Raw genomic sequence first — 24594 nt, 5'->3', positions numbered from 1 at the left:
GACAGAGCCACCGGACAGGGCCGCTTCCGCGAATTCGCCGCGTGCCGGGCATGAGCCCGGTGTCCGGCGGTAACAGGTGTCTGCACAGGCCGCTGCGAGCGAGGGGGAGCCGTTGTTCTACCACTTGCTGAAGTACGTGCTGCTGGGCCCGGTACTCCGGCTGGTCTTCCGCCCCCGCATCGAGGGCCTGGACCACGTGCCGGAGTCGGGCGCGGCGATCATCGCCGGGAACCATCTCTCATTCTCCGACCACTTCCTGATGCCCGCCATCCTGAGGCGCCGGATCACCTTCCTCGCCAAGGCGGAGTACTTCACCGGGCCGGGGCTGAAGGGCAGGCTGACGGCGTTCTTCTTCCGCAGCGCCGGCCAGATCCCGGTGGACCGCTCGGGCAAGGAGGCGGGGCAGGCGGCGGTCCGCGAGGGGCTGAAGGTGCTGGACCGGGGCGAGCTGCTGGGGATCTACCCCGAGGGCACCCGCTCGCACGACGGGCGCCTGTACAAGGGGAAGGTCGGGGTCGCCGTGATGGCCCTGAGGGCCGGGGCACCGGTCGTGCCCTGCGCGATGATCGGCACCTTCGAGGCACAGCCCCCCGGCCGCAAGATCCCGCGGCTGCGCCCGATCACCATCCGCTTCGGCGAGCCGCTGGACTTCTCCCGCTACGCGGGGATGGAGGACGAGAAGGCGGTCCTGCGGGCCGTCACCGACGAGATCATGTACGCCGTGCTGGAACTGTCGGGCCAGGAGTACGTGGACCGCTACGCCGCCGAGGTGAAGGCGGAGGCGGAGGCGGCGAAGACCCGCCGGTTCGCCCGGCGGCACTGAGGGGGAGGAACGCGGGAAGGGCGGCCGGAGACTTCCGGCCGCCCTTCCTCCTCGCTCGGAGCCGTTACGGCTTGGGCGTGGCGTGCGGTGCGCAGGTGACGTCGGAGCCGTCCAGCTCACCGGTCAGCAGGTAGGCGTCGACCCGCTCGTTGACGCACGGGTTGACCAGGCCGGTGACACCGTGGGAGCCAGCGCCCTCCTCGGTGATCAGACGCGAGCCCTTGAAGCGCTGGTGCAGCGAGACGGCACCCTCGTAGGGCGTGGCCGCGTCCCGCGTGGACTGCACGATCAGCACGGGCGGCAGACCCTTGTGGGTGCCGACCTCGACCGGGTTGTGCTGCTTGGCCGGCCAGGTGGCACAGGGCAGGTTCATCCAGGGGGTCGTTCACGTACGTCATCAACTTGGAAAAATGGCGATTGGCCGCCTGACCTGCGGAAATACGACGAGGGCCCCTACCCGAGAGGGTGGGGGCCTTCTTCATGCCTCCCGTCGGGAGAGCACATCCAGCACTCCGAGGAGGCTCTGTGCCCCGCGGCGGGCCTCCAGCAGGCTCTCCGGAGTGGCCTGCTTGCGGTAGTCGTCCAGAGCCTTCGCCAGGCCGCTGCCGACACTGTCCGCCCAGTCGAGCACGTCCCCGGTCGGCAGCCGGTCCAGCCGCTTGGCGACCTTCCCACGGACCGGGTCGACCTTCTCCTCGGCCGCGCCGTCGGCGCCCTGCCAGAGTCCCTTCACAAAAGTCCAAGCGCGCACAGGACCTCGTACTCCTCTTCCATGTCGTCTGTCTTGCCGGCCACGACCCGGCGGGCCGCTTCCTTCTCTTCCGCGGTGTTCTCAGGTGAGGAGGGCATCGTCGACCTCGTCGAATCTGTGGGCGTGGTCGCGGATGTCGTCCGTGGAGAGGGCGTTCCCGTATCCCTGGAGGGCGGTGTAAAGGGCGTCGCTCTCATTGCGCCAGGTGTGGCGCCAGCGGCCGAGGACGATTCCTTTTCCCGGCCAGAACTTGATGATGACGGAATTGGATCGCCGGTAGGGCGGCTCGATCTCGTCGGTGGGCGCCCGGTGAATGAGGGGCGCCTCCGGTGTGAGGTTTACGGTGTGGGCGAAGAAAGGCCCCATGTCACGGGTTTCAGGCATGACATGGAGCCTATTCTCCGGCCGGCCGGAAATGGTAAATCAGTAGTTGCCTGTGGGCTCGTCGAGATCGTGCTCGGGAGCATAGGGGAAGTTGTTCAGGACGCGGTTGATTCCGCGGCCGGGAGACTTCCATCGGCGGAAGTTTCGCCAGACGTTCGGCGGGACGTTGTAGTAGCCGTATACCTGGCCGTTCCTGAATCGCACCCGTAGCGTCTGAGAATCCTTGTCGTAACCGGCGGCAAGAGTTCTCGGGCGCGGCGGATTGATGGAGGGGGTCGGCTGGTACGGGAGCAATTCGGAGTCGTCGCCATCCTTGGCCAGTTGGATGGCGTCGGACAGTTCCTCGGACATGACCCGGCGGGATCCGGGCTGCGGGGTTGGCGTAGGGCGGCGCGGCTGGGGGGTCTCTGCCTTGGGGACCTCGAACATGGATATCTGCTCGTAGTCGTTCAGGCGGGGGTTTCTGCTCGCGCGCCGTGGTCTGGGTGGCACTGTGTCTCCTTACAAAAACAGCCCCTGCCCCGGTGAGGGGAAGCAGGGGCTGTCGGTCCGGGTGATCAACCCCGGAGGGGTCAGGCCGGGACGTTGGCGACCGTGGAGACGGTGGCAGGGGCCGCAGAGCCCGCGCCAGGCGCCGTGGCGGTGCCCGCGTTGATGGTGCCCTCGTAGACGGCGGTGCCGGCGAGGCGGTCGTCGGCCTCCGGGCCGCCGGGGTGCTTGGCGGCCTCCTCCTGGCTCAGAACGACCAGGCCGGCGTTGGCCGTGGCCGGGTCGATGCCGGCGGCAACCTGGGCGGCCGGGTCGGGCAACTGGGCCTGGACGAAGACCTGGCCGGGGACGGCGTCGGTGTTCTCGAACTTCACGCCGGACTGGACGGTCCAGCCAAGGTTGGGGGCGTCCCAGTCGGACGAGCGGCCCGGGACCGGGGCGGGGACAGTGACCTGGTCGGCAGCGGCAGACTTAGCTGGCACGGTGTTCCTCTTTCGTACAGGGTCGGATTACCGGTTTTGCTGGACGGTCCAGCCCGGTTCCTGTACCGGCCCTTCTTCGTCCTCTACTTGATTATGAGGGCAGTCAGGTCCTGGATAGACATGCTGGCCGTCTACAAAAATGCAGCTCGATACATACACGCGGGGTCTCCTACAGGAACTGACTGCCTCGGTATTCGAGCCTAGCGGTATTTGCTCTCAAGGCTGTATTCAGGTGCTTTCCTGGCGGGCCTGGGCGAAGCCGGTGCGCAGGCGTACGAGCCGTACGCGGGTGGTGCGCAGGCGGTGCATGTGCTCGGGCGTTGAGCCGACCACCTTGGCGACCTCGGCGACGCAGCGGTCCACCAGGTCCTCCAGGTCGGCTATGTCGTCACGTCCGCGTGTCTGGGGCAGCAGGGGCATCACGGCCTCCTCCGGCGGGGCCGGGGGCCTCCGTCGCTCTGAAACAGGTCCAGTACGTCTTCCAGGACGTCGGTGACGGTGGCCTGTGTGGCGACACTGTCCCGGGTGGCCTGGACGAGGTCCTTGGCGGCGGAGACCATCTGCTCGGCGAGGGGGACGACCTTCTCGGTCAGGGCGCGGAGCCGCTTGTTCTCTTCGACCTCACGCCGGTATGCCTTGCCTGAGACGACGACTTCCGTGACGAACACGGCGAATATGAATGCCGCGATCGGGCCGAGGACCAGGGGGTTATCGACGGACAGCCCGCCCCCTCCTGATCCCGAAGCGAGAAAAAGAAACATCCCGGGTACCGTCCGTCGCTTTGGGGGTTGCGACTTTTAATGGTACCCGGGATGTTTCTCGCCCTATTAGGGCCGGGTATTAAGGCCCTTCTTGGCGAGGCGGCTCTTCAGCTTGACGAAAGCTACGTTGGCGGGGGTGAGCCCGCTGATTTCGGGGATCTGCCGTACCTTGTCCTCCTCGGTCCAGTTCTTCCGGGGCTTGTCCAGTGGGGGCGGGGTCCACTTGAGGTGGTTGCCCCCGGTGACCTCGACGGTCCAGCCTTGGCCGCGGGCGAGGTCGGCCAGCTTCTGGGTCTCCTTGTTGGTCCCCAGCTTGTTCCGGCCTCCACTTCCAGCAACTGCCTTGCCTCTGCTGGCCATTGAGTTCCTCCGATGCTGAGTAGTACTTGCTGACGTAGTAACTGTAAGGGCGTCAGGAACACCTTTTCAAGCGGATCCTACAAACCACTTTCGTGACCTAGGCCACATAGGGCGATCTGGCACTTGACGCACGCGCGCCTGACACTCTGTAAACGGGACACTGTACCGCTTAGCTGCTCGGGACAGCACGAAGCCCCGCCTGCCAGTCTGGCAAACGGGGCTCAATGTGTCAGCGGCCGGCCTCATGTCGCGGAAAACCCCGGCCACTGCCTCGGGGGAAAGCAGGTGGCCGGGGTTCCTTCACCCCTCGCCGCGTCAGGGGAGGCACGGCCAACTCATGAGGGGTGCTTCGGGACCGCCTACACGGGCGGATCGGCGCCCCGAAGTGGGAGCCCGTCCCGGCGGAGTGACGTGGGGGTTGGCACCGCCGGGACGGACAACTGTGAGGCGACGTCCTGGTCATGCCGGACGACCAGCCAGTAGTTCGTCGTGGTCTGCCGGAAGCCGCGGTGACCCGTGGCTCCCGCGTGTTTCAGGGCCGCTTCCTGGATCTGGTCGAAGGTCAGGCCCTCTCCTCCGCCGTTGGCCGTCCAGTCGCAGCCGGTGCACTCCATGTCCTCCATATCCCGCTCGGCCTGCGGGTCCAGCCCGATGGAGTGCTCGATGTAGCGCCATAACCGGAACGCTCCCATCACAGCCCCCAGCTTCCGGAGTTGCAGGCGCTGTCGTGGTTGCGCTTGGCCAGCTTCGGCCGCAGCTCCTCGGACGGGGTCGCCGGCCGGATGTCGGTCTTCTCCACCCACCGCTCGATACCCCCCGCGGGCGGCCGGAGCGCGACCCGGGAGGGTCCGACCTCCATGACCTCGAACACGTCGTCCCGGGTCTTGTCCCAGACGAGGGTGTGCTCCTTGGGCTCGAAGATCTCAGTCACTGACGACCCCCTTCCGGATCGCGTACGCCAGCTCCTCCGCGACGTCGGGACGGATCCGGCCGAGTTCGATCAGGGGGTTGCCGTGGATCACACTGACGTGGTCGAGGCCCAGGGACGGCAGGGTGACGTTCACCATCGCCAGCGCGTCCCGCAGCTTGACGAGCGCCGTGCGCGCCTCGCCCTCTGACCAGCTCGTAGGCGCGGGGGGCTTTGTCGTCTTCGTCGTCTCCGTCGTGTCACCCATCTGCCACTCCTCCGCTCGACGTTCACACGCTGTCCCCCCGAACAGGCGCCCCAAGACGTGCAGTTGCAGAACGCAGTGACGGGGCCACCACGCTCTGCTAGTAGCATCCTCTTGATCCGTCCGTCATGCAAGTGCATGAACCGAGCACGTGCACGGAAGAGTGATGGGTGTCCCGTAACCAAAGGGGGTGGCAGACTGTGCAGCAGTACCCGCAACCTGGGAGGTCACGTTGGCAGCCAGTCCGACCGTGCTGAGGCGCCGGCTCGGTGGAGAGCTGCGCAACTTGCGCCGGGCGAAGAACCTCTCCGCTGCGCAGGTTGCCAAGCAGCTCGGGTGGTCCGAGTCCAAGGTCAGCCGGATCGAAGGGGGCAAGTCCCCGCTGTCTGACCAGGATGCCAAACTTCTGCTGGCCGAGTACGGAGTTGACGATCCCGAGGAAGTCCGGCAGTTCATCGGACTGACCCGGCAGAGCCGGCAGAACGGCTGGTGGCACTCCTACGGGGACGCCCTGCCGGAGTGGTTCAAGCCGTACCTCGGCTTCGAGTCGGACGCCGCGTCGATCCTGGCGTGCCAGACCGAGCTGGTGCCCGGCCTGCTGCAAACCGAGCGTTACGCGCAGGCTGTGATCCGGGCCTTGGAGCCCGAACTTTCAGTCGACGAGGTGGAGGCTCGTGCAAGTGCACGGATCAAGCGCCAGGACGTCCTGACGTCGGGGCACCCGCCCCGGCTGTGGGCCATCCTCAACGAGGCAGTGGTCCGCCGGATCGTGGGCTCACCGGACGTCATGCGTGAGCAGCTTGTGTCGCTGGCGGATCGTGCTGAGACACTTCCGAACGTCACTGTTCAGGTACTCCCCTTCGACGCCGGGGCACACCAGTCGATGGGATACAGCTTCCTTGTCCTGTCCTTCGAGGACATCCCAGGATCCATCGTCTATTCGGAGGGGCCCACCAGCGCTACGTACCTGGACAAGGAATCGGACCTTCGCCGTCACGAAGACATTTTCCAGCGGCTGGTCGCTGCCTCGGAGCGGCCGGAGAAGTCCATCGCCATGATCAGATCCATCGCAGAGGAATACAGCCATGCAGGGTAACGACGACAAGCTGGTCTGGAAGAAGAGCAGCTTCAGCAACGGTGCCGGCGAGTGCGTCGAGGTCGCCGACACCGACGGCGCCCGCTATGTACGGGACTCCAAGGACACGGCGGGCCCGATCCTGGGCTTCCCCACGTCCGCCTGGGGTGCCTTCGTCGAGGGCGTCAAGGACGGTCAGTACAGCGCCTGAGCAAGCCGGAAGCCCCCGCCTCCACTGCTACTGGAGTCGGGGGCTTCCTTGTGTCTACATCCAGGTGAACGGGGACGCTAGAGCGTCCAGGACCGCGAGCCCGAGGCGGGCCAGGCCTTCGAGGAACGCGCCGTAGTCGCGGCGCTTGCGCTTCACAGCCATTCCCCGGTGATGGCGCCGTGGACGTCGGCCTCGCGGTAGGTGTCGGGCTTGAGGATCTTGCCGTCCTCGCGCCGGATCACCTCGCCGGCCGGCCCGACCTTGCTCATGTTCGAGCGATGGACCTCGGCGAAGACGGCCTCCAGGGGAATCTCCAGGAGGTCCGCGGTGCCGTAGACGACGTACAGCAGGTCCGCCAACTCCTTGGCCAGGGCCTCGTACCGGCGCGGCGCCTCGACGACGTGCAGGCCGGTGATGGTGGCCTCCGGGTGGGCCTCGAAGTGGTCGTCCATGATCTTCGTCTTGGCGTAGTTCAGCAGGGCCTCCAGGACCTCCTGCGCCTCCTCGGTGATCAGGGCGAACCGCAGGGCGATCAGTTCGTCCCTGCCGGCCGCGTCCCGCTCGATGAACTTCTTCTCCCCCACCGCCTGGTGCCACTGTCTCAGGGCTGCCATCGGGTGGTGGGGGCGGGTATTAAGCCACGTCTTCGCTGTCACTGTCTGGTGCTCCTCGCGTGAGGGGGTGGTGGTCAGAAGGTTTCCCGGAGGTCCCCGGGGTCCACGGCGAGCGGCAGGCGGCCGTCGTCGAAGAGGTGGATGCCGTTCAGGCTGTAGGCCAGGTCGCACAACTGGGCGCACTGGAGACGGTCCTGCCGGGCGATCCGGCCGGCGATCCAGTTGGACCAGACGCCGAAGAAGCGCAGGCCGAGGGCGGCGTCGTCGAGCCAGTTGTAGCCGATGCCCTTGCCGTTGTTGGCCTGGGCGAAGCCGAGGGCGGTCTCCCAGATAGCCAGCCGGGTCTCGTCGGGGATGACCTTGTCGCTGTTGTAGACGGCCTTCGGGTACATGGAGATGTGGCCGATGCGGGCGCCGCCCGGCTGCGCTTCGACGAGGAGTCCGCCGGGGCCGACGATGAAGGCGTGGTTGTACCGGGAGAAGGTCAGCAGCCGGATGCCCCAGCCGATGATGCCTCCGGTGGCGACGACGCCGATGGATCCGACAGGGGGCACGGGGCCGCTAGCCATGGTCTTCCTCCAGGGTGTACTTGCCGATGAAGTCGATCTGGAACAGGTCGGGTGCGCCCGCGGCCTTCTCCCGCCACTCCGTCACGTGGTACTCGCGGGAGTAGAAGTAGGTCTTGGGCTTCCAGCCGGTCCGGGCCCGCATCAGGACCCGGACCTTCCAGACCGCGTTGTCGCGGGCTGTCCTCACTCGGCGCCCCCGGAGGGGTAGGTATTAAGCAGGCTGAGGACGGGTGCCTCGGTCTCGATCTGCATGAAGGGCTCGGCCAACTGGACGGCGACCTGGGTGAAGGCGTCGCCGATCTGCTCGTAGACGCCGCCCATGCCCTCCAACTTGTCGGAGAAGGACAGCAGGCTGCTGACGACGTCCTTGATGGAGACGTAGTAGTCGCCGTCGTCATCGGTGAGGTAGCGGTAGGTGGCCTCGTGCTCGGAGGTGACCTCGGTGACGATGCTCAAGGGGTTCTCCAGGGTCGTGGTGGTGGGCTCAGAGCCAGATGCGGTGCTCACTGGTGACGCGTCCCTTCTCGGGGTGGATGAAGTGCAGGCGCTGGGAGGGGTCTCCCGTGGCCGCGACGAACTCGTGGGCGTAGATGTTGTCGCTCTCCGGGCTGCCGGTCATGAAGACGGAGCCGCCGTTGGCCAACTGCAACTGCATGGACTGGTGGTAGTGGCCGATGTACAGGTCCTTGAAGGCCGGCAGGACGCCGGAGGCCCACTGGTTGGCCTTCCGCAAAATTCCGTATGCCGGAATGTTGCCCCCGAAGGACTTGATCTCGTCGCCGTGGATGGCCATCGCCCTGTAGTTGCCGATGGTGAAGTGCTGGTACCAGTCCCCGCTCGTCTGGAACTTCGTCAGGCGCTCCTCGTCGGCCAGGCGCTCGCGGACGATGTTGTAGACCATGCGGTCGACGTTGTCGGAGGCCTTGATGCCGTCGGACTTCTTGCCCAGGCGGCCGTGGTTGCCGTACTCGGCGACGACCTCGACCTCCTCGTAGATCTGGAGGGCCTGCCGGATCGTCCAGAGCATCAGGTCGGAGACGTCGAACATCTGCTCATAGAGCGTGCCGTCGAGTTCCCAGACCTGGCCCGGGAAGATGGAGACACCCTCGACCATGTCTCCGGTGAAGAGCAAGACGCCCTTACGGACGGGGTGGTCGGCGCGCTGGATGTCGGTGATCTCGTGGGCCTTCTCCACGTACCGCATCACGCGGGTGCGCATGATGGTGCGGTCGTAGGTGAGGGTCTTCTTGCCGCCCTGCCAGTCGGTGAGGTGCCACAGGGCGACCTCGGCGGCCTTGGTGCGGCGGTCGGCCTTCGGCGGGGCCACGGGGGTCTGTCCTACGAACTGGGCGGCGTCCCGGGCGGCCTGGTAGACGGCCTGGATGTATTCGTCGCCGCGGGCCTTCGCCTTGCTGTAGTTCTGGAACAGGCGCCGGTTGTCGGCCGTGAGGGCGTCCACGCGTTCCCTCAGCGCCTCGTTCTCGGCCACTGCCTCGGCCGTGCCCTCCTCGGGCAGGGTATTAAGCCGCTTCGGCTCCTTGCCCGGCTCGACCAGGATGGCCTTCTTGTAGCCGTTGGCCTTGCGCCAGCGCCGTACAGCCGTCTCGGAGGTGTCGATCCCGTTGAAGATGAGGTCGTCCGCGGCGGCCTGGTGACCGACCTCGGGGTCCATGAGGATGTCGCGGACCCAGTCGATCTCGACGTGCTCGGTAAGGGCGCTCAAGGGGGTTCCTCTCGCAGGGGGTTGGTGGTTCCGGGCCTGTCGACCCGGCGTCCGCTTACGCTATATCCATTACGTCTTTCATGTCAACGTTCACTCCAGGAGTGAACGGGTTTCACTCTAGCAGTGAGCGCTCCTCCGGTGGTGGCCAGAGTGCAAGTTAGCAGGTCAGAGCAGGCCGAGGCCTATCCTGAAGTGCTTTGAAACGCGTAATGAAGAATGGGGGTGCGCTGTGATCTGGTACTGCGACCGCTGCAACGACTGGGGCATGTCCGACACCGAGGTGGACGCGGCCGTCGACAAGCAGCGGCACCTGAGTGCCCACCGCCGCGGCGGGCCGGCTCCCTCCCCGGCCGACGACGAGGCGCCGGAGCAGGTCACTGTCTGGACGGTCAAGCACGTGGCGTGGGGTATCACGGCCGGCCTGGGGCTACTGTCCGCCCACTGGCCGGCCCTGCTGGGGGTAACGACCGTGTGTGGTCTGCTCACGTTCGTCGTGACCGGCATCGGAGACGACTAAGCCCCGGCGACCATTCGGTTCACCGGGGCTCAGCCCTTTAACTACACCCATCCCAAGGTGTTGCTCCCCCACCTGGACTCGAACCAGGAACCTGACGGTTAACAGCCGTCTGCTCTGCCAATTGAGCTATGGAGGAACGGGGAAGTCTCGACCGCTCGCCACCCACCCGGAATTTACCGGCCTAAGCCTCGTCCGTCGGCCTTCCCTGCGTACCCAAGGTGGGACTCGAACCCACACGCCTTCCGGCACCGCTTTTGAGGCGGTTGACTGTGCCATTCGTCTACTCGGGCGGGGGCCGGAGGAACCTCGAAATTCCCTCCGGCCTTTCCTGCAATGGACCCTACTACACCGCGATCCGTCCGTAGTAAACGGACTTCGACCACGGGTGGTAGTAGTTGACACCCGCACCCGGGTGCTCCGACTCCAGCCACGTCGTGGAATTCACGTAGATGGCGACGTGGTAGACGCTGCCGGATCCGTCGTGGACGAAGACCAGGTCACCCTTCTGGGGCGAGCTGACCTTCTTGCTGGCGTGGTACTGGCTGGACGCGACCCGCGGGAGGGACTTCCCCAGAGCCTTGAACGTGGCGTACGTCAGGCCCGAGCAGTCCATTCCCTTGGTCGAGGAGCCGCCCCATACGTACGGGGTGCCGATGTACTTGGCGGCCTGGTTGACGATTCGCGTGCCCGACGAGGTCGAGCTGGTGGGCTTGGGCTTGGGCTTGGCCGGCGCGGGCGCTGAGCCGGCGGTCAGGTAGATCCTCTCGCCGGGGTAGATACGACTGGGGTTGGATATGTGATTGATGGACGCGAGGTGCTGATACGTCGTCCTGTGGGCCGATGCGATCCCGCTCAGGGTCTGTCCGCTCTTCACGGTCACGTAACTGGATTCCGCGTCCGCTACCGAAGCCGCGAGAGGGGAAAGGGCCAGTGCGCCCGCGAGAACGAGTCCAGCGATCCTCTTATTCATGATTGCACTCCGTACGCCTACGAGATTAGGTGACGGACTCGGGATAAGTGCTGCTCCCTACCACACAGGTTCTGCGGATTCGCCCCAGTAATGCGTTTCGGTCTCCCGCCCCTGTTCAGGGTTGATTGCAGTTTTTGTCCAGGAACAGGGCTCGGCGTCTGGACAAAGTGGCCCCCCTTGGAATCGCACCAAGATCTCCCGCTTTTCAGGCGGGCGCATTAACTTCCTCTGCCAAAGGGCCTTGAGTCTGGATGGCAGGATTCGAACCTGCGACCCCCTGCATCCAAAGCAGGCGCGCTACCGGGCTGCGCTACATCCAGAAGAAGACGTTCCGTAGAACACCTTTGAAGAACGTTGTACAACTTACCGTATCAGCACTATGGCTTGTCAAGCACATCGAGCAACTAACTGGACAACGTTGGGAAGGGTTCCCCGCTGGGTCTTACGCTGCAACTGGCGGTGAGGTACCAGGAGCTGCCCTAGCGGGCGGGGAACGCGCCGCGGCCCAGGCAGAATGCCTCGTGGACCGGGAGGACGAGCATGGGCAGGCTGGCGGAGGGGAGGTGGTTCCCCTGGGCCGGCTGTCGCTCGCTCATCTGCATGAGTCTTTTCTACACGATCACGATTACGTGTTTGTAATCGCAGGCCACTGCCCCCTCTCCTCGCGCGAGGCGGGGGGTAGGACACTGTTCTCGGGCGCGAAAAAGGGCCGGGGGACCTGTGGTCCTCCGACCCTCGCTGAGGCGGATGAAAGCTACTGGTGGGCCGCCTCGAACTCCTCGATCCAGGCCTTGGTCAGCCGGCCGGTGTCCGGCACGTCGTAGCCGCGCTCCTCGCGCAGCCACTGGCGGACGTCCTGAGCTGTGAATGCCTGGCCGCCCTTACCCTGGATGGCCTTGCGCACCTGTGTACCGACGCGCTTGCGGGCCGTGTGGGCGATGGACGTGTAGGGCTCCATGGCCTCCAGCATCTCGTCCTGGTGCTCCTGGCACAGGTCCGCCTCGTACCGGGTGGTACCGATCTGGAAGACCGTGGACTCGTCGTTGGGCACGTCCTGGCCACAGACCTCGGCCTTCCTGCCCCGCTTCACCTTGCGGTCGCAGAACTTTCTGACGCGCTCGCCCATGACTCCCTCAATCTCTCGACGACCCCGCACCGGAAGCAGCACGAGGCATGCCGACATACTGCTTCCGGATTACGCGTTCTGTCAAGCGTTTCGCAGGCAGTTCTTGACAACGACTACCTGAGAAGCGACTCGACGGGGCTCAGAACGTTGTGCACAACCTCCTGAACAGGGTTTTCGCGCTTCGGCCGGGCCCCGCCGGCCGGCATCTCCGGGGCAGCCCCGATCGGGCTGGGAGAGGGGAGTGTGCGCTTCTTCGCAGGGGCCGGTGACGGCGTCTTCGCCGTCGTCGAGTCGGTCCTCTTGGCGTCGGGCCTCTTGGCGTCGGTCTTCTTGGGCACGGACGCCCCCGAGAGTTTGCGGTGCCTGCCGACGTAGCTACTGGCCATGTGCGTGGCCGTCGCAGCGGTCGGCCGGGCATGTCGGGCGTAGTTGTCCCCGTCGGGCCGGGCCTCGAAGGGCTCGGTGACGATGTCGGCTGCTATGGAGGCCGACGTGGGGGCCGACGTGGGCTCTTCTGCCCAGCCTCCCGCCAGGTCAGGGTGGTCCAGTCCGGGCCGGCGGTTTTGCGCGTGCTCGTCCAGGGAGGCTTCGGCGACCATGCCCAGGAGCAGCGGCGCCACGGTGGCTGCCACGGTCAGTACGGCACGACGGAAGCCCTTGGGGCGGAAGGTCTTGCGGCGGCGTGCGGTAGGAGTGGGTTCAGGTGCCAGGTCCTCCCACACTTCTTCCTCGTCCGCGGGGAACCAGTAGGTGAACGCCTGCTGCTCGGCGTCCCAGCCCATGCACAGTTCCCCGGCGTCCACCATGGCGGACAGCTCGTCCTTGACCTCTTGGATGGTCGGGAACTCCGCGTCGTCGAGGCCGTAGAAGTCGGGGAGCGCTTCCTCGTGCGGTACGTCTTCCTTGTCACGCACGTACGGGACGTTGTCGACGCCGGGTGTGTGCGTGCTCCCCGCATGAAGGCGACGCAGCTCCCGGACGTCCTGCTCTCCCGTGTCCTGGCCGTCGCGCCTGGTTGTGTTCATGGCCCTGGTTAACCCCTCCAACAACGCGCTCCCTGATGTGAGGGTGGAGCGCGTGAAGACACATGGTGCTGGCCAAATCCCCTTCACGGAGCCGAGTTTCAAGTCCTTGCCTGACGCAAAGAGCGCGGGGATCGACTGTGAAGAACTAATGGATGGCCTGTGCACGGAACTTAGCATCGGAAGATGAACGCGAACAGCCCCGACGGTCCTTACGCAACAGCGTTTCTTTGCTCTTCCTTGACTTTCAGGTACTTAAAAGTTCATCTACGCGCGCTGATCTTTACCGTTACTTGAGGTAACTGCCCGAAATGGGCACTTCAACGCTGTGTTGAAGTGACGGGGATCACAGGTTTACTTACGGAGTCGTAGGGCGTGAATTGTCAAGCTACTAGCGGGTACTACTTGCCCCCGCCTCAAAATCTGAGACGGGGGCGTAGTTATTGAGAGCAAACTCAGAAGTTTCCGGGCGCCACCTGGAGGACACGCAAGCCGAGATTGCGCCACATGTCGACGACCTGGTCGCGGTCGTCCAGGACCAGCCACACGTTGTAGCGTCCCAGGATCTCCTGTCGGTAGATCTCCTCCTTCACGATCGAGTCCTTGCGCATGTCGTACTCGGAGCGCATCAGCAGCGGGGACAGGCTCGTCCAGTCACCCACGTGCTGCGTCAGCCAGGACCGGGTCCGCTTGTAGGCCCGAGCGTCACGGCCGGAGACGAAGACGATCTCGGCGCCCGCGTCCCGCAGGGTGTTCACCAGGTCGACGACGTCCTGGTGCGCGTCGTCCTCGTCCACGCGGTCCCAGTCGAAGGGGCTGCGGTCGGCCATCTTGGCCAGCGTGCCGTCGAGGTCCACCAGGACGGCGTGCGGCCGGCCGTGGAGGTACTCCGGAGGGTCGGCAGGCTTGGGGGCCAGGTACTTCTCGTACATGTCCCTGATGACCTTCTCGCCGACGCTCTTCTCCCGCTTCAGGTCGCGGCGGACGCAGGTATTAAGCGAGACGTCGGTGAAGTCCTTGACGAAGAACCGCGCCCCCTTGCCCTCCGCGATGCGGGCCAGCCGCTCCTCGTGGGCCGGGTTGAGGTTGGTGTCCGCGACGATCACGGAGACCCCCTGGAGCAGGAACATCTCCACCATCGTGTCGCGGGCCTTGACGATCTGCCGCTCGTGCTTGCCGTGGAAGCGGTCGGCGTGCAGCATCGCCCGCAGGTCGTCCTTGCAGACGATGACGACCGAGCCCGGGATGGCCTTGAGCACCTGCTCCCGGGCCCAGGTGGTCTTCCCCGAGCCCGGCAGGCCCTTGGTCATGGTCAGGGTGGTCACAGGCTTCTCCTTCGTGGTGGGACGGCAGCACAGGCACTTCACGGTCACTGGCAGCACCCGTCGCAGCCGTGGACCTCGGCGACCAGGTACTCCCACCTGCCGACGTAGATCCGCTTGTATTCGAGGTCGTCTGGGTCGGGGTGACCGAACCCGTGGGGACAGATCCGCTCGGTGAGCGTCTTGTCCGGCCGGAAGTTCTGCGGCCACTCGCGCATGTGGTGCTCGGAGGGGTTGTGGATGCAGCAGTGCCGGCCCAGGCAGTCCTTACGGGGGTGGGCGAGCAGCTTCTGCCCGCCCACCAGCTCCGCTTCCTCGAACCACCCGCCGAAGTCGTCGGGCTCCATCAGGCGGCGTCCTCCGACGGCGTCCAGAACGGCTTCTCGAACTCCGGGCGCACCCGCTTCCAGACGTCCGCGGTGATGTCGTGGCCGTCGTAGAGACGGAACAGCAGGCCCGGGTACGGCGTCGTCTGGGCCTGGAGCGCGAACTCCTTGCGCCGCTTCTTGCCGTCCGTCTCCGGCCGGCGCAGGCGCCTGACGATGTACTCGTAGTCGTCGAGGACGGCCGCATGCTCGCGGTCGAAGTCGGCCTCCAGCCGGTGCACCTGCTGGTGGACCCAGGAGTAGAACTCGTCCGGCACGTGGTCGATGAACTCCCCGATGCCCTGGCCCGCGGCCAGCGCTTCCCACACCGACAGCGTGGAGACGTTCGTCAGGATCCGGTGCAGGCGCTTGTACTCGTCGTACTTGAACTTCACCCGCAGGTCGTTGTGCGGGAAGCGCACGACGAAGCCTTCGGCGTTCTTATCCGGCCAGTTCTCTACCTTCGCCAGGACCTCTCCCAGCGACTTGTAGTGCACCGGCTGGTTGACCGGGCCGGGCCAGTCGTAGTCGCCGTGGGCCAGCGTGAGGCCGGTCGCGGTGTTGATCACCGCGAGCAGGACCAGGTCGTCCAGGTCCTTGTAGTCGACGACGACGCGGTTGGCCGGGTAGACGATCTCGAAGAGGTACGTCAGGCCCAGGATCGGCTCGAAGGTCGGGTACCGCTCGGTGAGGATCCGGTTGGCGTGCTCGGCCTGCGGGGAGGTGAAGGAGCCCCGCGTCGCGATGCGGAACTCCCCGGTATTAAGCGTGTAGCCGACTCCCAGCGAGCCGTCCCACTTCTTGAAGGTCTCCACCTCGTGGTGCATCAGGTCGGCCTGGTCGGCGTGGTTCAACTGCTCGTAGTTGAAGAACTTCTGGAACGGCCGGGAGACGATCTTCTCCGTCTTGGAGTCGATGATCAGTCCGCGGGTCTGCTTGGTGACCTCGTTCCAGGCGCCCTCGTACTGGGTCTGGTTCGTGTAGTTGAAGATGACGCGGCTGCCGTCCGGGCTGGTCTGCGTCCGGACGTACCCCTTACCGAGGTTGTCGAGCAGGTCCTTGGGCTTGAACAGGTCGTACAGGTGCGCCATGTGCGCTCTCCTCGGTGTGTGGTTGTGGGGTGTGTCAGAGACGCTGGTCGAGGGCCGTGACGATGCGCTCGGCGAACTGCTCGTAGAAGGAGTCCGGGAGGGCGTGCACGGCCCACCACTTCTTGGACTCCGCGGCGACGATCTCTACGGCCGCGCGGCGCTTCTCTCCCTGGCGCCGGAGCCAGTCCTGGCTCGCACTCTCGTGGGGGATGGCCAGGTGGCCGAGGTTCATGGTGGGGCGGTCGTCCTGCTTCGCGGTCATGTTCAGCCCTTCTTCGCGGCCTTCTTGGCCTTGCGCTTGTGCTTGTTCTTCTTCGCGGCCCGCCGGTCGCGCTTGTTGAGGTCCTGCTCGACGTCGCTCAGCGCCTCGTCCAGCTTCTGGACGAAGAGGAGGACGGCGCCCTTGAGCCGGTCGGCCTTGGCGCGGGCGTTCTCCAGGTCCTTGCGGAGCTGGTCGCGATCGTCCTGCGAGGTAGTCCCGCCGTAGACACCGAAGTCGAGCGTCACGCTGCGGGAGCAGTCCTGGATCTGGAGGGAGGCCCCGAAGTCCAGGTAGGTGTCGCTCTCGTCCCCGTCGGTGATCTCCGCCAGCACCGCGCCGAGCCCGTGGTGGCCCTGGTTGTTCAGGAACTCGCGGATGTAGAGGCGGCGCTGCTCGTCGGTGATGGCGGTCATTCGGTGCTCCTCGTTGCTGCGGTTCTCGGTGGTCCTGGAGTGGCCCCGACACAGAGAAACCTATAACGAGAAACGCGTAATGGAAAGGCGTAATCAGAAACGCGTTCAACGGAACCTGTATGGCCTGCGTCACACTCTCGTGGGGTTGTGCGGGCATGCGAAGACCCCCCGCCGCAGCAGGGGGTCTTCGCAGGTCAGGTCAGTGTCCAGACGCCACCAGAAGGGCGTGCCCGACGTAGACGGCCGCCGCTGCGTCCACCAGCAGGGCCGCGATCCAGACGCCGTCAGGGACGTCCCGAAGCCACTTCACTCAAATCCTCCGCACGTAGTTGATGAAGTCCTGGAGGCGGTCGGTCCTCGGCTGCGCCGGCAGGATGCCGAGCCGGTCGTTGAAGGTGTCGAACGCCTTCCAGAACTCCTTCTCGATCTGGTCGGCCGACATCTCGTCGAACGCCCAGTAGAAGTCGGGGTCCGGCACGCGGACCGTGAGCGTGCCGTACTCCAGCAGTTGCTGGCCCTGGCGCAGCAGCCGGAAGCAGTGCCGGGCGTGCTTGGCCACCCGCTTCTGCCTGGCCTCGTTGGCCAGCTCCTGCTTGATCCGCTTGATCTGCCCCATGGCGTACCCGCCGTACGCCGAGCGCACATAGGGCTCAGAGAGGAAGTCCTCGCGGATGTCGACCAGCCACTCCCCCTCCCACGACTGCTCCTCGTAGGACTCCAGGTAGAGCAGGTCCATGATCGTCGGGTTGCACTTCAGCGCGAGGTTCACGTACTTGCCGACCTCGTGCAGCGTGACGTCCGGATCCTTCGAGACCAGCGAGTCCTTGTGGACGGCGCCGATGCGGAAGAACTCCGGAGTCGGACGGACGAAGATGCCCAGCCGGTCGATGTCCGAGCCGGGCCGAGCAAGGCCGAAGGCAGTGCTGCCCACGACCCCGCTCAGCAGGATGTTCGGCGTCGCCATCAGAACCAGTAGGCCAGCGACGGGTCGTCGTAGCCGTCTTCCTCGTAGGCCTGCGCACGCCCCTCGTACGTCGCCAGCGCCTCCTCGACGGCCCGCCCCCACGGCATGCCGGCGTCCTGCTCGGACTGCGCGATCTCCAGCAGCGCCTGGGTGTCGTTGTCGACCTTCACCACGCCCTGGTCGTTCAGGGCCTCGATGTTGGCGTAGGTGTTGACCTCCTGGCCCGCCAGGTCGTCGTAGGTGACGCCCTTGTAGGCCAGCACCTGGCCGACGATGCAGGACGGCGCCTTCGTCTTCGGGTCGAAGTACGCACACAGGGACTGCTCGTCGATCGTGAGCATCTGGTACGTGTAGCCGGCGCCACGCTCCTCGACCGCACGGGCCAGGAGGGACTTCGCCTCGTCCAGGGTGATCTCGACGGCCGCCGGGGCCGTCACGGTATTAAGCGACATGGTGGGTGCTCCTCGGGTCAGTGGGTGAAGGAGAACAGGATCAGGTAGACGACGGCAAAGCCGACGGCCCACGCAGCGCCCTCGATCAGCGTGCGTACCGCGGACTCGCGCAGCACCTGCTTGAAGGGCTTCTCCGGCTCCGCGGCGTGCTTGGGCTCGTTCAGGTCGGTCATGGTGTTCCTCTCAGGAGCAGTCGAACTCGGGGCCCTCGAAGGACTCCAGGTCGTTGATCTCGTCGATGATGATGAGGTCGGTGTCGATCCCCATGTAGGCCAGCAGCGATTCCAGGCTCACAGGCCCAGCACCTCCTTCAGGCGCTCGCCGAACTCCTTGACGGTCCGCTCGCGCAGCTCGTCCAGGGACAGGTAGTGGCCCCAGTCGTCCGGCTCGTTGTCGTCGCCGGTCCGGCGAACCAGTTCCACGTCGCCGATGGAGATGACGACCTCGAACTCGTTGTAGCCGCCGTACCCACGGACGGCACCGCTCTTCCAGTGCTCGCTCGCGACGACCTGGATCAGCGGGGTCGGGATCTCGATCTCCCAGGTGTGAGACACAGTTCCTCCAGGGTTGAGACGGGGCCCGACTCATGCCGAGCCCCGTCGGGATGTCACAGAGACGCCGGGTCGAAGAGGTTGCCCAGCTTGGGATCCTTCACGACCGGCGTGAGCTGCCCACGGTCGACGCGGGTGCCGACCGTGCTCCGGCTGATGCCCAGCCGGTCCGCCACCTCCGCCGTGGTGAGCAGCTTCCTCGGCTCCTCCGGCTCCCGTGTCTCAACGCTGTCTCGTCGCTGTCCCAGCACTCCCGCCAGCCGGTGGAAGGTGAGTGCGGCCAGGTGCGTGCCGAGGGCGATACAGACGGTCGGCGCGGCCGACGCGAGGATCACGTGTCCCCACGTCGTGGCGTCCGACTGCCCGGTCACACCCGCGTACGCGGAGCCGTGAGCAACGTTGAGCACGAGTGAGATAGCGGTGAGCCCGACCACCGTGCCGATCGCCCACCGGTATCCCGGGGAGCCGACCAGCGCGAGGGAGGCCACCACCGCCAGACCGTCCAGCCCGTCGATGACCAGGGGGTAGAACTCCCTGACCTCGTGCAGGCCGATGCCGTCCGCGGTGTCTCGGAGGGGCACCCAGCTCACCCGCATACCGACCAGCGCCACGAACGCCAGCGCCACCAGGATCGTGGAGAACCCGATGACCAGACCGGTCGCGTGCAGGCCGCCCAGCGGGCGAGAAGGGGGTGAGACAGGCTCTGTCTCAGGCTTGCTCGCGCGTCTTGCGCGCCAGCTCTGGATAGGGTTGAGGAGTCCCATCGGAGAGTTGCACCTCTCGGTGGTGGGACAGGTGCCCGGTGGGACGCCGCCCGCCGGGCACCCGAATACCCGGACTAGGTATTAAGGCGTCTCACGCCAATCTCCAGGTGGTAGGACCGGCCCGGCCCGCCGACTCCTTCGCTGTCGACGGACCGGACCGGAGACTGAGCTAGCCCTTGTCGGCGCACTTGGCGCCGTTGGGGCACTCCTCGCGGGGGAAGCCGTCTCCGCACAGGCTCGGGTCGATACCGATGCCGGCACCCAGCTCACCCAGTTCGAGCGGGCCTTCCTGGTGCGCCCAGGCATCCGTGGGGTTCTCGTGCATCACTTGCCCTCCGCCGCCAGCTCGTCCCAGATGTTCGCCCAGGCCGTCCGGTTCACCTGCTGGAGGTGCTGCTGCCGGATGAAGTACTCCGGGTTCAGCGAGCGGTTCTCCAGCAGGCCGTCCTGCGTGCGGATGTCCCCGCGCCAGCTCCCGGAGTTGGTCCGCTCGATCGCGACCACGACGGCCGGCACCAGGCTGTACCCGTCCGGCATGTAGGCGATGCGCGCTCCGACCGGGAGCGGTGCCTTCTGCTGCTGGCTCACACGAACCCCTCACGCTTCCTGTTACGGCTTCGTACTTACGTCTTCCGAAGCAGTAAGAGGAATCTATCCGAGCAACTAGGTACCGTCAAGCGGTTTCGACAGACCACTTTAAAACGCGTAACACAAAGGGCCCCCACCCGGTCTCCCAGGCAGGGGCCCTCCGCGGGCGTACGTCAGTGGTTCCAATAGATCAGGTACCCGACCATGAGCAGGAAGACCACGGTGCCCAGCGGCCCGGTCCCCTTCCTCCTACGCCTCCGCCGAGTACTGAACCCCACACCGACCGGCCCGATTCGCGTACCGATACGCATCTCAGACCTCTTCCCTGTCGTCGATCAGGCGCTTACGAAGGTCCATCGCCAGCACGTTCGCAGCCGTGCGCAGCGTCTCCTCCATGCGCTTGTAGTCCTTCTCCTGCGTGCTCTCGTAGGACCGCTGCGCCGCGGCGGCGCTGGCACGCAGCTCCTGGATCGCCCAGGCCGCACCTTCCGCGTACTTCTGGCGGAGCATCCCCCTGACGGTGGCGTTGACGCGCTCCATACCGACCGGAGTGTTGTCGGAGATGGCGTCGAACTCCTCCTTCAGCATCCGGACCGTGGCGTTCTCGGCCGGCTCCTCGACCTTCGACTCCTCCGGCTTGCTCTCGCCCCGCCCCTTGTCGGTCAGGTAGAACTCCCCGTCGGCCGCCAGCTCCGCCAGCCCCAGCATCTCCATCGCCTGAAGCACCCGTCGGTGCACGTTGACGAACATGCCGGCCGGGTGCTTCTTCGCCCGCTCGATCGCCTCGGCCCGGTTCGTCGTCATCTCTTCAGCCATCATCAAATCCTCCCCGCCGTAGTTAAATGCTCGAAATTGGGCCGGTGGGCCTACTCGGCGCTCCGCGCCTGCCCCAAAGCCTCGCGACCCTTGTCCGTCAGGTCCATGAGCTGACCGCGGAGCCCGACCAGCTCCTGCTCGACCAGCCACGCCAGCAGCGTCATGCTCCGCTTGTGCGTGGCCGTCAGCGGCGCCGGCCCGGTCGTCTCCAGCAGCGTCAGCGTCTTGTACGCACCCTCACCCAGGTGTACGGCGCTCCGCGCCTGCCCCGAATCCGTCACTTCGCCTGTCCCTTCTCGATCAACAGCTCGACCAGGTCGGCCAGCGTCTTCTTGCCGTCCTCGCGCGGCACCGTACGCAGCGGCGGGGGCGTCACCACCATCCGGCCGGTCACCGACACGTCCAACGTCCGCGGCGGGAACCGCCGGGCCTCCGCCCCGACCGCGCCGTAGTAGTCGCGGAACGTGCGCGCCTTCCACGCCCGGCGCAGCACCTTGTCCTCGATCTCGCGGTAGTCGACCTGCTCGCTCACTTTCCCCCCTCGATCTTGCTGCCCATGACCGGCGTCCAGCTCCTGACGTACTTCGTCCTGGGGGCGACCTCGACCGCCTTGCGGTTCGCCTCCTGCAAGTCGCCGGCCTCGACCTCGACCCGCGCGCTGGCGTGACCGTGCAGGAACACCACGTACTTCGCCACAACTCCTCCTACGCCGTTCTCAATTACGCGTTAACACTACGGGTTCGTACCCCTGTTGTCTAGCGATTCACGCGAACCGCTTTCGTTGCCCGGAACCACCGGCTCCGCTTACTGTACGAACCATGCGCAACCTGTCCGACGCTTTGTTGTGGCGTGGCACCAAGGCCGACGCCGTCCGCGAGTCCCGTAAGTACGTGGCGACCGCCCGCCGCATGGGCTACGACGTCGTCGTGCACGGCACGCTCCGCAGGTACGGCAAGTCCATATACGAGGAGCGTCCCTACGGCGTCTTCCTCGAACCCCGCACGTAGCCCCCGAACTACCGCAGCCGGCTGTCCATGTGCTTGCAGCGCCCGCGCCCCTGCCGCAGGGTGTCGATGCTCGGCCGGCGCTCCGACCCGCACTCGACGCACCGCGAGCGCCACGGCTTACGGACCATCCCCGGGAACGGGTCCAGCGGCTCATAGCCGGCCGCGCGCAGCTCCGCCTCCGCCTGCTTGCGCTTCTCCACACACGAGCAGGGGCCCCGGCCCTTCACGTTCGCCAGCCGGACACGTCGCGGCTTCTTGCACTCGACGCAGCGCATCAGCCACGGCGTATCACGCCTGCCCGGGTACTCCTCCAAAGGCTCGAAACCCAGGGCCAGCAGCTCCTCGACGGCAGCCTTCGGCGTCGTCCGCACGTGGTTGCAACGCTGCCCCGTCCGCACCTTGTTCAGGTTGAGCGTCCACTCGTACCCGCAGGTCGAGCAGCGCACCTTCCACAACTCCCGGACGTGCATCGGGTACGGCTCCAGCGGCTCGTACCCCGCAGCGCGCAGGTCTGCCTCCGCCTCTTCGGCTGTAATCTGCGGTCCCACCACCATCGACGGCCCCCTCTCATTGGATCACCGACGTTATCGGTAGTCACTCAGTTGCACAACCTCCCTGGTCAGCTCGCCGGCCTCGACCTCGGCGACCTAGCGCTACCACCCAATCCACGGACTGGTGCACCGCTCCGCAGACCACTTCAGCCCGTCGACCAGCTCGACCATCCGAGGGTCGTCCAGTTCTGCATCTCCGACCAGTCGCTCGACTGCATCAGCGATGCGCGCCAGCCGGTCCCGGCCGGCCGACCACTCCGCGTACTCCTCGTCATCCGGGTCAGCCGGCCACAGCAGTTCAGGAACCAGGAAGTTCCCGTCCGCTCGCTCACCCAATTCCCCGTCTCGCTCCAGCCACGACGCCAGGTGTTCGAGGTCCCTGTCCCCCGTCTCCCGCAACCTGGGCGCGAGCGACCGCCGGAACCAGTACGTCCCCCAGATGCTGTCTGGTGCGCCGGCCTCTTCCCCGAAGTGCACTGCCTTCGACACGCCCTCACCTGCTCCCGCTCGCGGACCAGCCAGCGTAGTCTTCAGTGACAGCCGCTTGATAACCCCCAAATCCCCGAGTTCCCGCCACTGTGTCACTGTCCCCATCTGCAACTCGTCGCGCTGCGCGGCTGTCTAGGCCCTTTGCTTTCGCAAATGTTTGCTTAAGGGTAGGGGGGGCAAATTCTGCAAATTCCTTGGATCATATTGACAGCCGGCTTGTCAACCCCCTGAGCCGACGAATTCCAAGCCTCGCGCTTCCGTGCGGTATCTGCACCCTTCCCCAGGGCGTGAGCTGCGCCACACATGGCCGCTAAGCACGTCGTCGCCGGCCTGTCAACCCCCGAGCGCTGCAAATATCAGCCCCCTAAATCGACAAAATGCAAACAGGCCACTGCCGAGATTCGGGGAATTGCAAAGCTGCAAATAGGCCCCGAGATACCAGGGTGAGCAAACACGCTGTAGCAACTCAGCAAATGGCGAGTTACGCGGCTTTGACTGGCGACCGCATGGCCGTGTGTGTGGTGGTGCTGTGTCCCTGGGAGTGGTCAGCAGTGGGGGAGCCTTCCCCTGGCCCCGGATTGCGTGGACGTCGTCGGCGACCTGGACCACGGGCGGCCGTACGTTAAGCCGTTGACGTACTGGCGTGGGGGATGACGTACGCCTCTTGTGCGGCCGCGGTGGTGCGCTCCCCCTGGCCCCGAATTGGCGGCCCTGGACGAGGGGGCGCAGGGTGGCCGTATGGGGCTCGCGATGTCGTGGGGGTCGGACTGGGCCGGGCTGGCTTACAGCAGTGACCTAGGGGATGTGGACGGGGCTCTAGGCGCGCTGCGCTCCTCCTGCCGCCGCTCCCTGGCCCACCTGTCGCCAGCGTGGCGGGGGGCGGTGCTCAAGCGGTCGTGTGGGGAGCTAGACGCGCGCATGACCACGGAGGGACGGGCGGCCGTGGAGGCGGGGCGGCCCTGGGAAGCCACCAGCGGGCCTCTCTGGGTCCGTCTTACCCCTCACTGAACCAGGACAGCAGAAAGCCCCCCACCGGCCCGGAGAAGGGCGGCGAGGGGCGTTCGTGGGGCTGCTGTGTCTAGCGGCCGGACGTCCGGAGGAACGCGGCGCCAGCGCGGCCGGTGCTGACGCGCGCCGGGTCGGCGAAGCGGGCGCGCTGGGCGCGGTAGGCGCGGACGGTGGCGCGGGCGGTGCGGATCATGGTCTGTGTCTCCTGTCGTTGGGTGGGGGTCGGTCAGGCGTCGCGGTCGTCGGTCTGGTGGGCGTAGCGCTCCACCACCGGGCGCCGCTTCACTCCGGCGAGAGACTCAGTCCAGACAACCCACGTCGTGGCCTGGACGACGGACGGCAGCACCTCCAGCCGGGCGGCTGCGTTGCGGTAGGCGAGCGACAGAACGGCGTAACGGCCCTTGCTGCCCAGTCCCCGGTCACGGTCACCCCAGGGGCTGCCCACGGCGACATCGTGCGCGTGGCGGTCGATGCAGACGGCTTCGGCGTCGGACGGGTCGAGAATGCAGCGGTAAAAATTCCCGGTCTTGGCATCCATCGGCAGGACCTCCGCCGGGTCGGTGCCGGACAGGATCTTTGCGACCTTGGCCAGGTTGTCCCCGGTGTGGCCGTGGGGGTTACCGGCGAATGCGTCGCGGGCAAGGCGCTGGTTTATGTCCCATGCCTTATTGGCGCTCAGTGCGGCGATCACTCCCGCTCCCGCGCGCGTGTTTCCCTCGGAGAGGAATTCGGCGAGTTCGTGAGCGGTGACATACCAATTGGCGCCGCGCTGCTTTTGGTCATCGGTGGCGCGGTTGAACACGGAAACGATGTTGGCGACGTAGCGGCGACGGGTGGAGTCGGAAGGCTTGCAGGGGATCATGAACGGGGCTCCCTGGCGTGGGGCGGTTGGTTGGGTGGTG

Annotated in this window: 43 protein-coding genes, 4 tRNA genes, 1 pseudogene and 1 riboswitch; of the genes and pseudogenes, 5 read left to right on the top strand and 43 right to left on the bottom strand. The window is 66.1% G+C overall.

Features of this window, described 5'->3' with window-relative positions; genetic code table 11:
* Positions 1–112 precede the first annotated feature (112 nt).
* Positions 113–823, top strand: coding sequence for a lysophospholipid acyltransferase family protein (locus EV284_RS17700; protein WP_130335252.1), 711 nt, complete (start codon positions 113–115; stop codon positions 821–823).
* Positions 824–887: 64 nt separating this feature from the next.
* Here the strand turns inward: EV284_RS17700 and EV284_RS17695 are convergent.
* The 11 genes and pseudogenes from EV284_RS17695 to EV284_RS17645 all read right to left on the bottom strand — a co-directional run.
* Positions 888–1199, bottom strand: a pseudogene (locus EV284_RS17695) (alpha/beta hydrolase); the annotation flags it as partial.
* Positions 1200–1301: 102 nt separating this feature from the next.
* Positions 1302–1574 carry a hypothetical protein gene (locus EV284_RS17690; RefSeq protein ID WP_130335250.1) on the bottom strand — a complete coding sequence of 91 codons (273 nt, stop codon included), beginning with the start codon at positions 1572–1574 and terminating at the stop codon, positions 1302–1304.
* 81 nt (positions 1575–1655) lie between these two features.
* Entirely contained in the window at positions 1656–1958 is a 303-nt protein-coding gene (locus EV284_RS17685) for a hypothetical protein (protein WP_130335248.1), read from the bottom strand.
* A gap of 39 nt (positions 1959–1997) precedes the next feature.
* Complete coding sequence (locus EV284_RS17680; protein ID WP_130335246.1) at positions 1998–2309, bottom strand: KTSC domain-containing protein; 312 nt, start codon at positions 2307–2309, stop codon at positions 1998–2000.
* Between the two features lie 221 nt (positions 2310–2530).
* Positions 2531–2929, bottom strand: a complete 399-nt coding sequence (locus EV284_RS17675; protein WP_130335244.1) for a hypothetical protein — start codon at positions 2927–2929, stop codon at positions 2531–2533.
* A 228-nt stretch (positions 2930–3157) separates the two neighbouring features.
* Complete coding sequence (locus EV284_RS17670) at positions 3158–3349, bottom strand: hypothetical protein (RefSeq protein ID WP_130335242.1); 192 nt, start codon at positions 3347–3349, stop codon at positions 3158–3160.
* Positions 3349–3597, bottom strand: coding sequence for a hypothetical protein (locus EV284_RS17665; RefSeq protein WP_130335240.1), 249 nt, complete (start codon positions 3595–3597; stop codon positions 3349–3351). The genes EV284_RS17670 and EV284_RS17665 overlap by 1 nt, the downstream gene beginning before the upstream one ends.
* Positions 3598–3756: 159 nt before the next feature.
* Complete coding sequence (locus EV284_RS17660; protein ID WP_130335237.1) at positions 3757–4050, bottom strand: hypothetical protein; 294 nt, start codon at positions 4048–4050, stop codon at positions 3757–3759.
* Between the two features lie 359 nt (positions 4051–4409).
* Positions 4410–4745, bottom strand: a complete 336-nt coding sequence (locus tag EV284_RS17655; RefSeq protein WP_165425568.1) for a hypothetical protein — start codon at positions 4743–4745, stop codon at positions 4410–4412.
* On the bottom strand, positions 4742–4981 hold the full coding sequence (locus EV284_RS17650) for a hypothetical protein (RefSeq protein ID WP_130335233.1): 240 nt from the start codon (positions 4979–4981) through the stop codon (positions 4742–4744). The genes EV284_RS17655 and EV284_RS17650 overlap by 4 nt, the downstream gene beginning before the upstream one ends.
* Positions 4974–5225, bottom strand: a complete 252-nt coding sequence (locus EV284_RS17645; protein WP_130335231.1) for a hypothetical protein — start codon at positions 5223–5225, stop codon at positions 4974–4976. The genes EV284_RS17650 and EV284_RS17645 overlap by 8 nt, the downstream gene beginning before the upstream one ends.
* A 229-nt stretch (positions 5226–5454) precedes the next feature.
* Between EV284_RS17645 and EV284_RS17640 the strand changes: the two genes are divergently transcribed.
* Positions 5455–6318, top strand: coding sequence for a helix-turn-helix transcriptional regulator (locus EV284_RS17640; RefSeq protein ID WP_130335229.1), 864 nt, complete (start codon positions 5455–5457; stop codon positions 6316–6318).
* A complete protein-coding gene (locus EV284_RS17635) occupies positions 6308–6508 on the top strand; it encodes a DUF397 domain-containing protein (RefSeq protein WP_130335227.1) in 201 nt (66 codons plus the stop codon). Before EV284_RS17640 ends, EV284_RS17635 begins: the two co-directional genes overlap by 11 nt.
* A 152-nt stretch (positions 6509–6660) precedes the next feature.
* Here the strand turns inward: EV284_RS17635 and EV284_RS17630 are convergent, their stop codons facing one another.
* From EV284_RS17630 to EV284_RS17610, 5 genes are read right to left on the bottom strand one after another with little or no spacing between them, the layout of a single operon-like run.
* Positions 6661–7164 (bottom strand): MazG nucleotide pyrophosphohydrolase domain-containing protein, encoded by a 504-nt coding sequence (locus EV284_RS17630; RefSeq protein WP_130335225.1) that lies wholly within the window; start codon positions 7162–7164, stop codon positions 6661–6663.
* A gap of 32 nt (positions 7165–7196) precedes the next feature.
* Positions 7197–7691, bottom strand: a complete 495-nt coding sequence (locus tag EV284_RS17625; protein ID WP_130335223.1) for a hypothetical protein — start codon at positions 7689–7691, stop codon at positions 7197–7199.
* Complete coding sequence (locus EV284_RS17620; RefSeq protein ID WP_130335221.1) at positions 7684–7878, bottom strand: hypothetical protein; 195 nt, start codon at positions 7876–7878, stop codon at positions 7684–7686. Before EV284_RS17620 ends, EV284_RS17625 begins: the two co-directional genes overlap by 8 nt.
* Positions 7875–8147 carry a hypothetical protein gene (locus tag EV284_RS17615; RefSeq protein WP_130335219.1) on the bottom strand — a complete coding sequence of 91 codons (273 nt, stop codon included), beginning with the start codon at positions 8145–8147 and terminating at the stop codon, positions 7875–7877. Before EV284_RS17615 ends, EV284_RS17620 begins: the two co-directional genes overlap by 4 nt.
* A 28-nt stretch (positions 8148–8175) precedes the next feature.
* On the bottom strand, positions 8176–9414 hold the full coding sequence (locus EV284_RS17610) for a hypothetical protein (protein WP_130335217.1): 1239 nt from the start codon (positions 9412–9414) through the stop codon (positions 8176–8178).
* A gap of 229 nt (positions 9415–9643) precedes the next feature.
* Between EV284_RS17610 and EV284_RS17605 the strand changes: the two genes are divergently transcribed.
* Positions 9644–9931, top strand: coding sequence for a hypothetical protein (locus tag EV284_RS17605; protein WP_130335215.1), 288 nt, complete (start codon positions 9644–9646; stop codon positions 9929–9931).
* A gap of 63 nt (positions 9932–9994) precedes the next feature.
* Here EV284_RS17605 and EV284_RS17600 read toward each other — a convergent pair.
* The 23 genes from EV284_RS17600 to EV284_RS32730 form a co-directional block, all read right to left on the bottom strand.
* Positions 9995–10067, bottom strand: a tRNA-Asn gene (locus tag EV284_RS17600).
* A gap of 74 nt (positions 10068–10141) precedes the next feature.
* Positions 10142–10221 (bottom strand) — tRNA-Leu (locus EV284_RS17595).
* A gap of 53 nt (positions 10222–10274) precedes the next feature.
* Positions 10275–10811, bottom strand: a complete 537-nt coding sequence (locus EV284_RS17590) for a LysM peptidoglycan-binding domain-containing C40 family peptidase (protein WP_165425567.1) — start codon at positions 10809–10811, stop codon at positions 10275–10277.
* 90 nt (positions 10812–10901) lie between these two features.
* Positions 10902–11039: riboswitch (cyclic di-AMP (ydaO/yuaA leader) on the bottom strand.
* Positions 11040–11069: 30 nt separating this feature from the next.
* A tRNA-Phe gene (locus EV284_RS17585) sits at positions 11070–11142 on the bottom strand.
* Positions 11143–11147: 5 nt separating this feature from the next.
* Positions 11148–11221, bottom strand: a tRNA-Pro gene (locus tag EV284_RS17580).
* A gap of 434 nt (positions 11222–11655) precedes the next feature.
* The gene (locus tag EV284_RS17575) at positions 11656–12027 is read right to left on the bottom strand and encodes a histone-like nucleoid-structuring protein Lsr2 (RefSeq protein WP_165425566.1); all 372 of its coding nucleotides are present in this window, start codon (positions 12025–12027) and stop codon (positions 11656–11658) included.
* A 113-nt stretch (positions 12028–12140) separates the two neighbouring features.
* A complete protein-coding gene (locus EV284_RS17570; RefSeq protein WP_165425565.1) occupies positions 12141–12941 on the bottom strand; it encodes a hypothetical protein in 801 nt (266 codons plus the stop codon).
* Between the two features lie 563 nt (positions 12942–13504).
* A complete protein-coding gene (locus EV284_RS17565; protein ID WP_130335207.1) occupies positions 13505–14374 on the bottom strand; it encodes an AAA family ATPase in 870 nt (289 codons plus the stop codon).
* Positions 14375–14418: 44 nt separating this feature from the next.
* A complete protein-coding gene (locus EV284_RS17560; RefSeq protein WP_130335205.1) occupies positions 14419–14718 on the bottom strand; it encodes a hypothetical protein in 300 nt (99 codons plus the stop codon).
* The gene (locus EV284_RS17555; RefSeq protein ID WP_130335203.1) at positions 14718–15827 is read right to left on the bottom strand and encodes an RNA ligase; all 1110 of its coding nucleotides are present in this window, start codon (positions 15825–15827) and stop codon (positions 14718–14720) included. Before EV284_RS17555 ends, EV284_RS17560 begins: the two co-directional genes overlap by 1 nt.
* A 34-nt stretch (positions 15828–15861) precedes the next feature.
* Positions 15862–16089, bottom strand: coding sequence for a hypothetical protein (locus EV284_RS17550; protein WP_130335201.1), 228 nt, complete (start codon positions 16087–16089; stop codon positions 15862–15864).
* 2 nt (positions 16090–16091) lie between these two features.
* The gene (locus EV284_RS17545; RefSeq protein WP_130335199.1) at positions 16092–16502 is read right to left on the bottom strand and encodes a hypothetical protein; all 411 of its coding nucleotides are present in this window, start codon (positions 16500–16502) and stop codon (positions 16092–16094) included.
* 310 nt (positions 16503–16812) lie between these two features.
* Positions 16813–17466 carry a nucleotidyltransferase domain-containing protein gene (locus EV284_RS17540; protein WP_130335197.1) on the bottom strand — a complete coding sequence of 218 codons (654 nt, stop codon included), beginning with the start codon at positions 17464–17466 and terminating at the stop codon, positions 16813–16815.
* Positions 17466–17918 carry a hypothetical protein gene (locus EV284_RS17535; protein WP_130335195.1) on the bottom strand — a complete coding sequence of 151 codons (453 nt, stop codon included), beginning with the start codon at positions 17916–17918 and terminating at the stop codon, positions 17466–17468. Before EV284_RS17535 ends, EV284_RS17540 begins: the two co-directional genes overlap by 1 nt.
* Before the next feature lie 17 nt (positions 17919–17935).
* Complete coding sequence (locus EV284_RS32740; RefSeq protein ID WP_165425564.1) at positions 17936–18091, bottom strand: hypothetical protein; 156 nt, start codon at positions 18089–18091, stop codon at positions 17936–17938.
* Positions 18092–18208: 117 nt separating this feature from the next.
* The gene (locus EV284_RS17530) at positions 18209–18472 is read right to left on the bottom strand and encodes a hypothetical protein (RefSeq protein WP_130335193.1); all 264 of its coding nucleotides are present in this window, start codon (positions 18470–18472) and stop codon (positions 18209–18211) included.
* Between the two features lie 53 nt (positions 18473–18525).
* On the bottom strand, positions 18526–19233 hold the full coding sequence (locus tag EV284_RS17525; protein WP_130335191.1) for a helix-turn-helix domain-containing protein: 708 nt from the start codon (positions 19231–19233) through the stop codon (positions 18526–18528).
* A gap of 169 nt (positions 19234–19402) precedes the next feature.
* Positions 19403–19558 (bottom strand): hypothetical protein, encoded by a 156-nt coding sequence (locus EV284_RS32735; protein WP_165425563.1) that lies wholly within the window; start codon positions 19556–19558, stop codon positions 19403–19405.
* Positions 19558–19821, bottom strand: a complete 264-nt coding sequence (locus EV284_RS17520) for a hypothetical protein (RefSeq protein WP_130335189.1) — start codon at positions 19819–19821, stop codon at positions 19558–19560. The genes EV284_RS32735 and EV284_RS17520 overlap by 1 nt, the downstream gene beginning before the upstream one ends.
* Before the next feature lie 312 nt (positions 19822–20133).
* The gene (locus tag EV284_RS17515) at positions 20134–20640 is read right to left on the bottom strand and encodes a hypothetical protein (RefSeq protein WP_130335187.1); all 507 of its coding nucleotides are present in this window, start codon (positions 20638–20640) and stop codon (positions 20134–20136) included.
* A 47-nt stretch (positions 20641–20687) separates the two neighbouring features.
* Entirely contained in the window at positions 20688–20918 is a 231-nt protein-coding gene (locus EV284_RS17510) for a hypothetical protein (RefSeq protein WP_130335185.1), read from the bottom strand.
* Positions 20915–21169, bottom strand: a complete 255-nt coding sequence (locus EV284_RS17505; protein ID WP_130335183.1) for a hypothetical protein — start codon at positions 21167–21169, stop codon at positions 20915–20917. The genes EV284_RS17510 and EV284_RS17505 overlap by 4 nt, the downstream gene beginning before the upstream one ends.
* Positions 21166–21333 (bottom strand): hypothetical protein, encoded by a 168-nt coding sequence (locus EV284_RS32730; protein ID WP_165425562.1) that lies wholly within the window; start codon positions 21331–21333, stop codon positions 21166–21168. The genes EV284_RS17505 and EV284_RS32730 overlap by 4 nt, the downstream gene beginning before the upstream one ends.
* 122 nt (positions 21334–21455) lie before the next feature.
* Between EV284_RS32730 and EV284_RS17500 the strand changes: the two genes are divergently transcribed.
* Positions 21456–21644: a hypothetical protein gene (locus tag EV284_RS17500; protein WP_130335181.1), complete on the top strand. Its 189-nt coding sequence runs from the start codon at positions 21456–21458 to the stop codon at positions 21642–21644.
* Positions 21645–21652: 8 nt separating this feature from the next.
* Here EV284_RS17500 and EV284_RS17495 read toward each other — a convergent pair whose 3' ends face one another.
* The 4 genes from EV284_RS17495 to EV284_RS17485 form a co-directional block, all read right to left on the bottom strand.
* Complete coding sequence (locus EV284_RS17495; protein ID WP_130335179.1) at positions 21653–22198, bottom strand: hypothetical protein; 546 nt, start codon at positions 22196–22198, stop codon at positions 21653–21655.
* A 99-nt stretch (positions 22199–22297) separates the two neighbouring features.
* Complete coding sequence (locus EV284_RS17490) at positions 22298–22684, bottom strand: hypothetical protein (RefSeq protein ID WP_130335177.1); 387 nt, start codon at positions 22682–22684, stop codon at positions 22298–22300.
* Between the two features lie 1078 nt (positions 22685–23762).
* Entirely contained in the window at positions 23763–23885 is a 123-nt protein-coding gene (locus EV284_RS33550) for a hypothetical protein (protein ID WP_278045835.1), read from the bottom strand.
* A 33-nt stretch (positions 23886–23918) separates the two neighbouring features.
* The gene (locus tag EV284_RS17485; protein ID WP_130335175.1) at positions 23919–24554 is read right to left on the bottom strand and encodes a hypothetical protein; all 636 of its coding nucleotides are present in this window, start codon (positions 24552–24554) and stop codon (positions 23919–23921) included.
* Positions 24555–24594: the final 40 nt, after the last annotated feature.

This window comes from Streptomyces sp. BK022 (assembly GCF_004217355.1).
Lineage (GTDB): Bacteria > Actinomycetota > Actinomycetes > Streptomycetales > Streptomycetaceae > Streptomyces > Streptomyces griseoluteus.
Note: the sequence above shows the minus strand (reverse complement) of the source record. Positions and strands in the feature narration are given on the sequence as shown.

Excerpts from the sequence above, each read along its gene's own strand:
- EV284_RS17685 (WP_130335248.1), bottom strand. The coding sequence starts at position 1,958 with ATGCCTGAAACCCGTGACATGGGGCCTTTCTTCGCCCACACCGTAAAC.
- EV284_RS17680 (WP_130335246.1), bottom strand. The coding sequence starts at position 2,309 with ATGTCCGAGGAACTGTCCGACGCCATCCAACTGGCCAAGGATGGCGAC.
- EV284_RS17670 (WP_130335242.1), bottom strand. The coding sequence starts at position 3,349 with ATGCCCCTGCTGCCCCAGACACGCGGACGTGACGACATAGCCGACCTG.
- EV284_RS17660 (WP_130335237.1), bottom strand. The coding sequence starts at position 4,050 with ATGGCCAGCAGAGGCAAGGCAGTTGCTGGAAGTGGAGGCCGGAACAAG.
- EV284_RS17645 (WP_130335231.1), bottom strand. The coding sequence starts at position 5,225 with ATGGGTGACACGACGGAGACGACGAAGACGACAAAGCCCCCCGCGCCT.
- EV284_RS17635 (WP_130335227.1), top strand. The coding sequence starts at position 6,308 with ATGCAGGGTAACGACGACAAGCTGGTCTGGAAGAAGAGCAGCTTCAGC.
- EV284_RS17625 (WP_130335223.1), bottom strand. The coding sequence starts at position 7,691 with ATGGCTAGCGGCCCCGTGCCCCCTGTCGGATCCATCGGCGTCGTCGCC.
- EV284_RS17575 (WP_165425566.1), bottom strand. The coding sequence starts at position 12,027 with ATGGGCGAGCGCGTCAGAAAGTTCTGCGACCGCAAGGTGAAGCGGGGC.
- EV284_RS17560 (WP_130335205.1), bottom strand. The coding sequence starts at position 14,718 with ATGGAGCCCGACGACTTCGGCGGGTGGTTCGAGGAAGCGGAGCTGGTG.
- EV284_RS17555 (WP_130335203.1), bottom strand. The coding sequence starts at position 15,827 with ATGGCGCACCTGTACGACCTGTTCAAGCCCAAGGACCTGCTCGACAAC.
- EV284_RS17550 (WP_130335201.1), bottom strand. The coding sequence starts at position 16,089 with ATGACCGCGAAGCAGGACGACCGCCCCACCATGAACCTCGGCCACCTG.
- EV284_RS17545 (WP_130335199.1), bottom strand. The coding sequence starts at position 16,502 with ATGACCGCCATCACCGACGAGCAGCGCCGCCTCTACATCCGCGAGTTC.
- EV284_RS17540 (WP_130335197.1), bottom strand. The coding sequence starts at position 17,466 with ATGGCGACGCCGAACATCCTGCTGAGCGGGGTCGTGGGCAGCACTGCC.
- EV284_RS17535 (WP_130335195.1), bottom strand. The coding sequence starts at position 17,918 with ATGTCGCTTAATACCGTGACGGCCCCGGCGGCCGTCGAGATCACCCTG.
- EV284_RS32740 (WP_165425564.1), bottom strand. The coding sequence starts at position 18,091 with ATGACCGACCTGAACGAGCCCAAGCACGCCGCGGAGCCGGAGAAGCCC.
- EV284_RS17525 (WP_130335191.1), bottom strand. The coding sequence starts at position 19,233 with ATGGGACTCCTCAACCCTATCCAGAGCTGGCGCGCAAGACGCGCGAGC.
- EV284_RS32735 (WP_165425563.1), bottom strand. The coding sequence starts at position 19,558 with ATGCACGAGAACCCCACGGATGCCTGGGCGCACCAGGAAGGCCCGCTC.
- EV284_RS17515 (WP_130335187.1), bottom strand. The coding sequence starts at position 20,640 with ATGATGGCTGAAGAGATGACGACGAACCGGGCCGAGGCGATCGAGCGG.
- EV284_RS17500 (WP_130335181.1), top strand. The coding sequence starts at position 21,456 with ATGCGCAACCTGTCCGACGCTTTGTTGTGGCGTGGCACCAAGGCCGAC.
- EV284_RS17495 (WP_130335179.1), bottom strand. The coding sequence starts at position 22,198 with ATGGTGGTGGGACCGCAGATTACAGCCGAAGAGGCGGAGGCAGACCTG.
- EV284_RS33550 (WP_278045835.1), bottom strand. The coding sequence starts at position 23,885 with ATGATCCGCACCGCCCGCGCCACCGTCCGCGCCTACCGCGCCCAGCGC.
- EV284_RS17485 (WP_130335175.1), bottom strand. The coding sequence starts at position 24,554 with ATGATCCCCTGCAAGCCTTCCGACTCCACCCGTCGCCGCTACGTCGCC.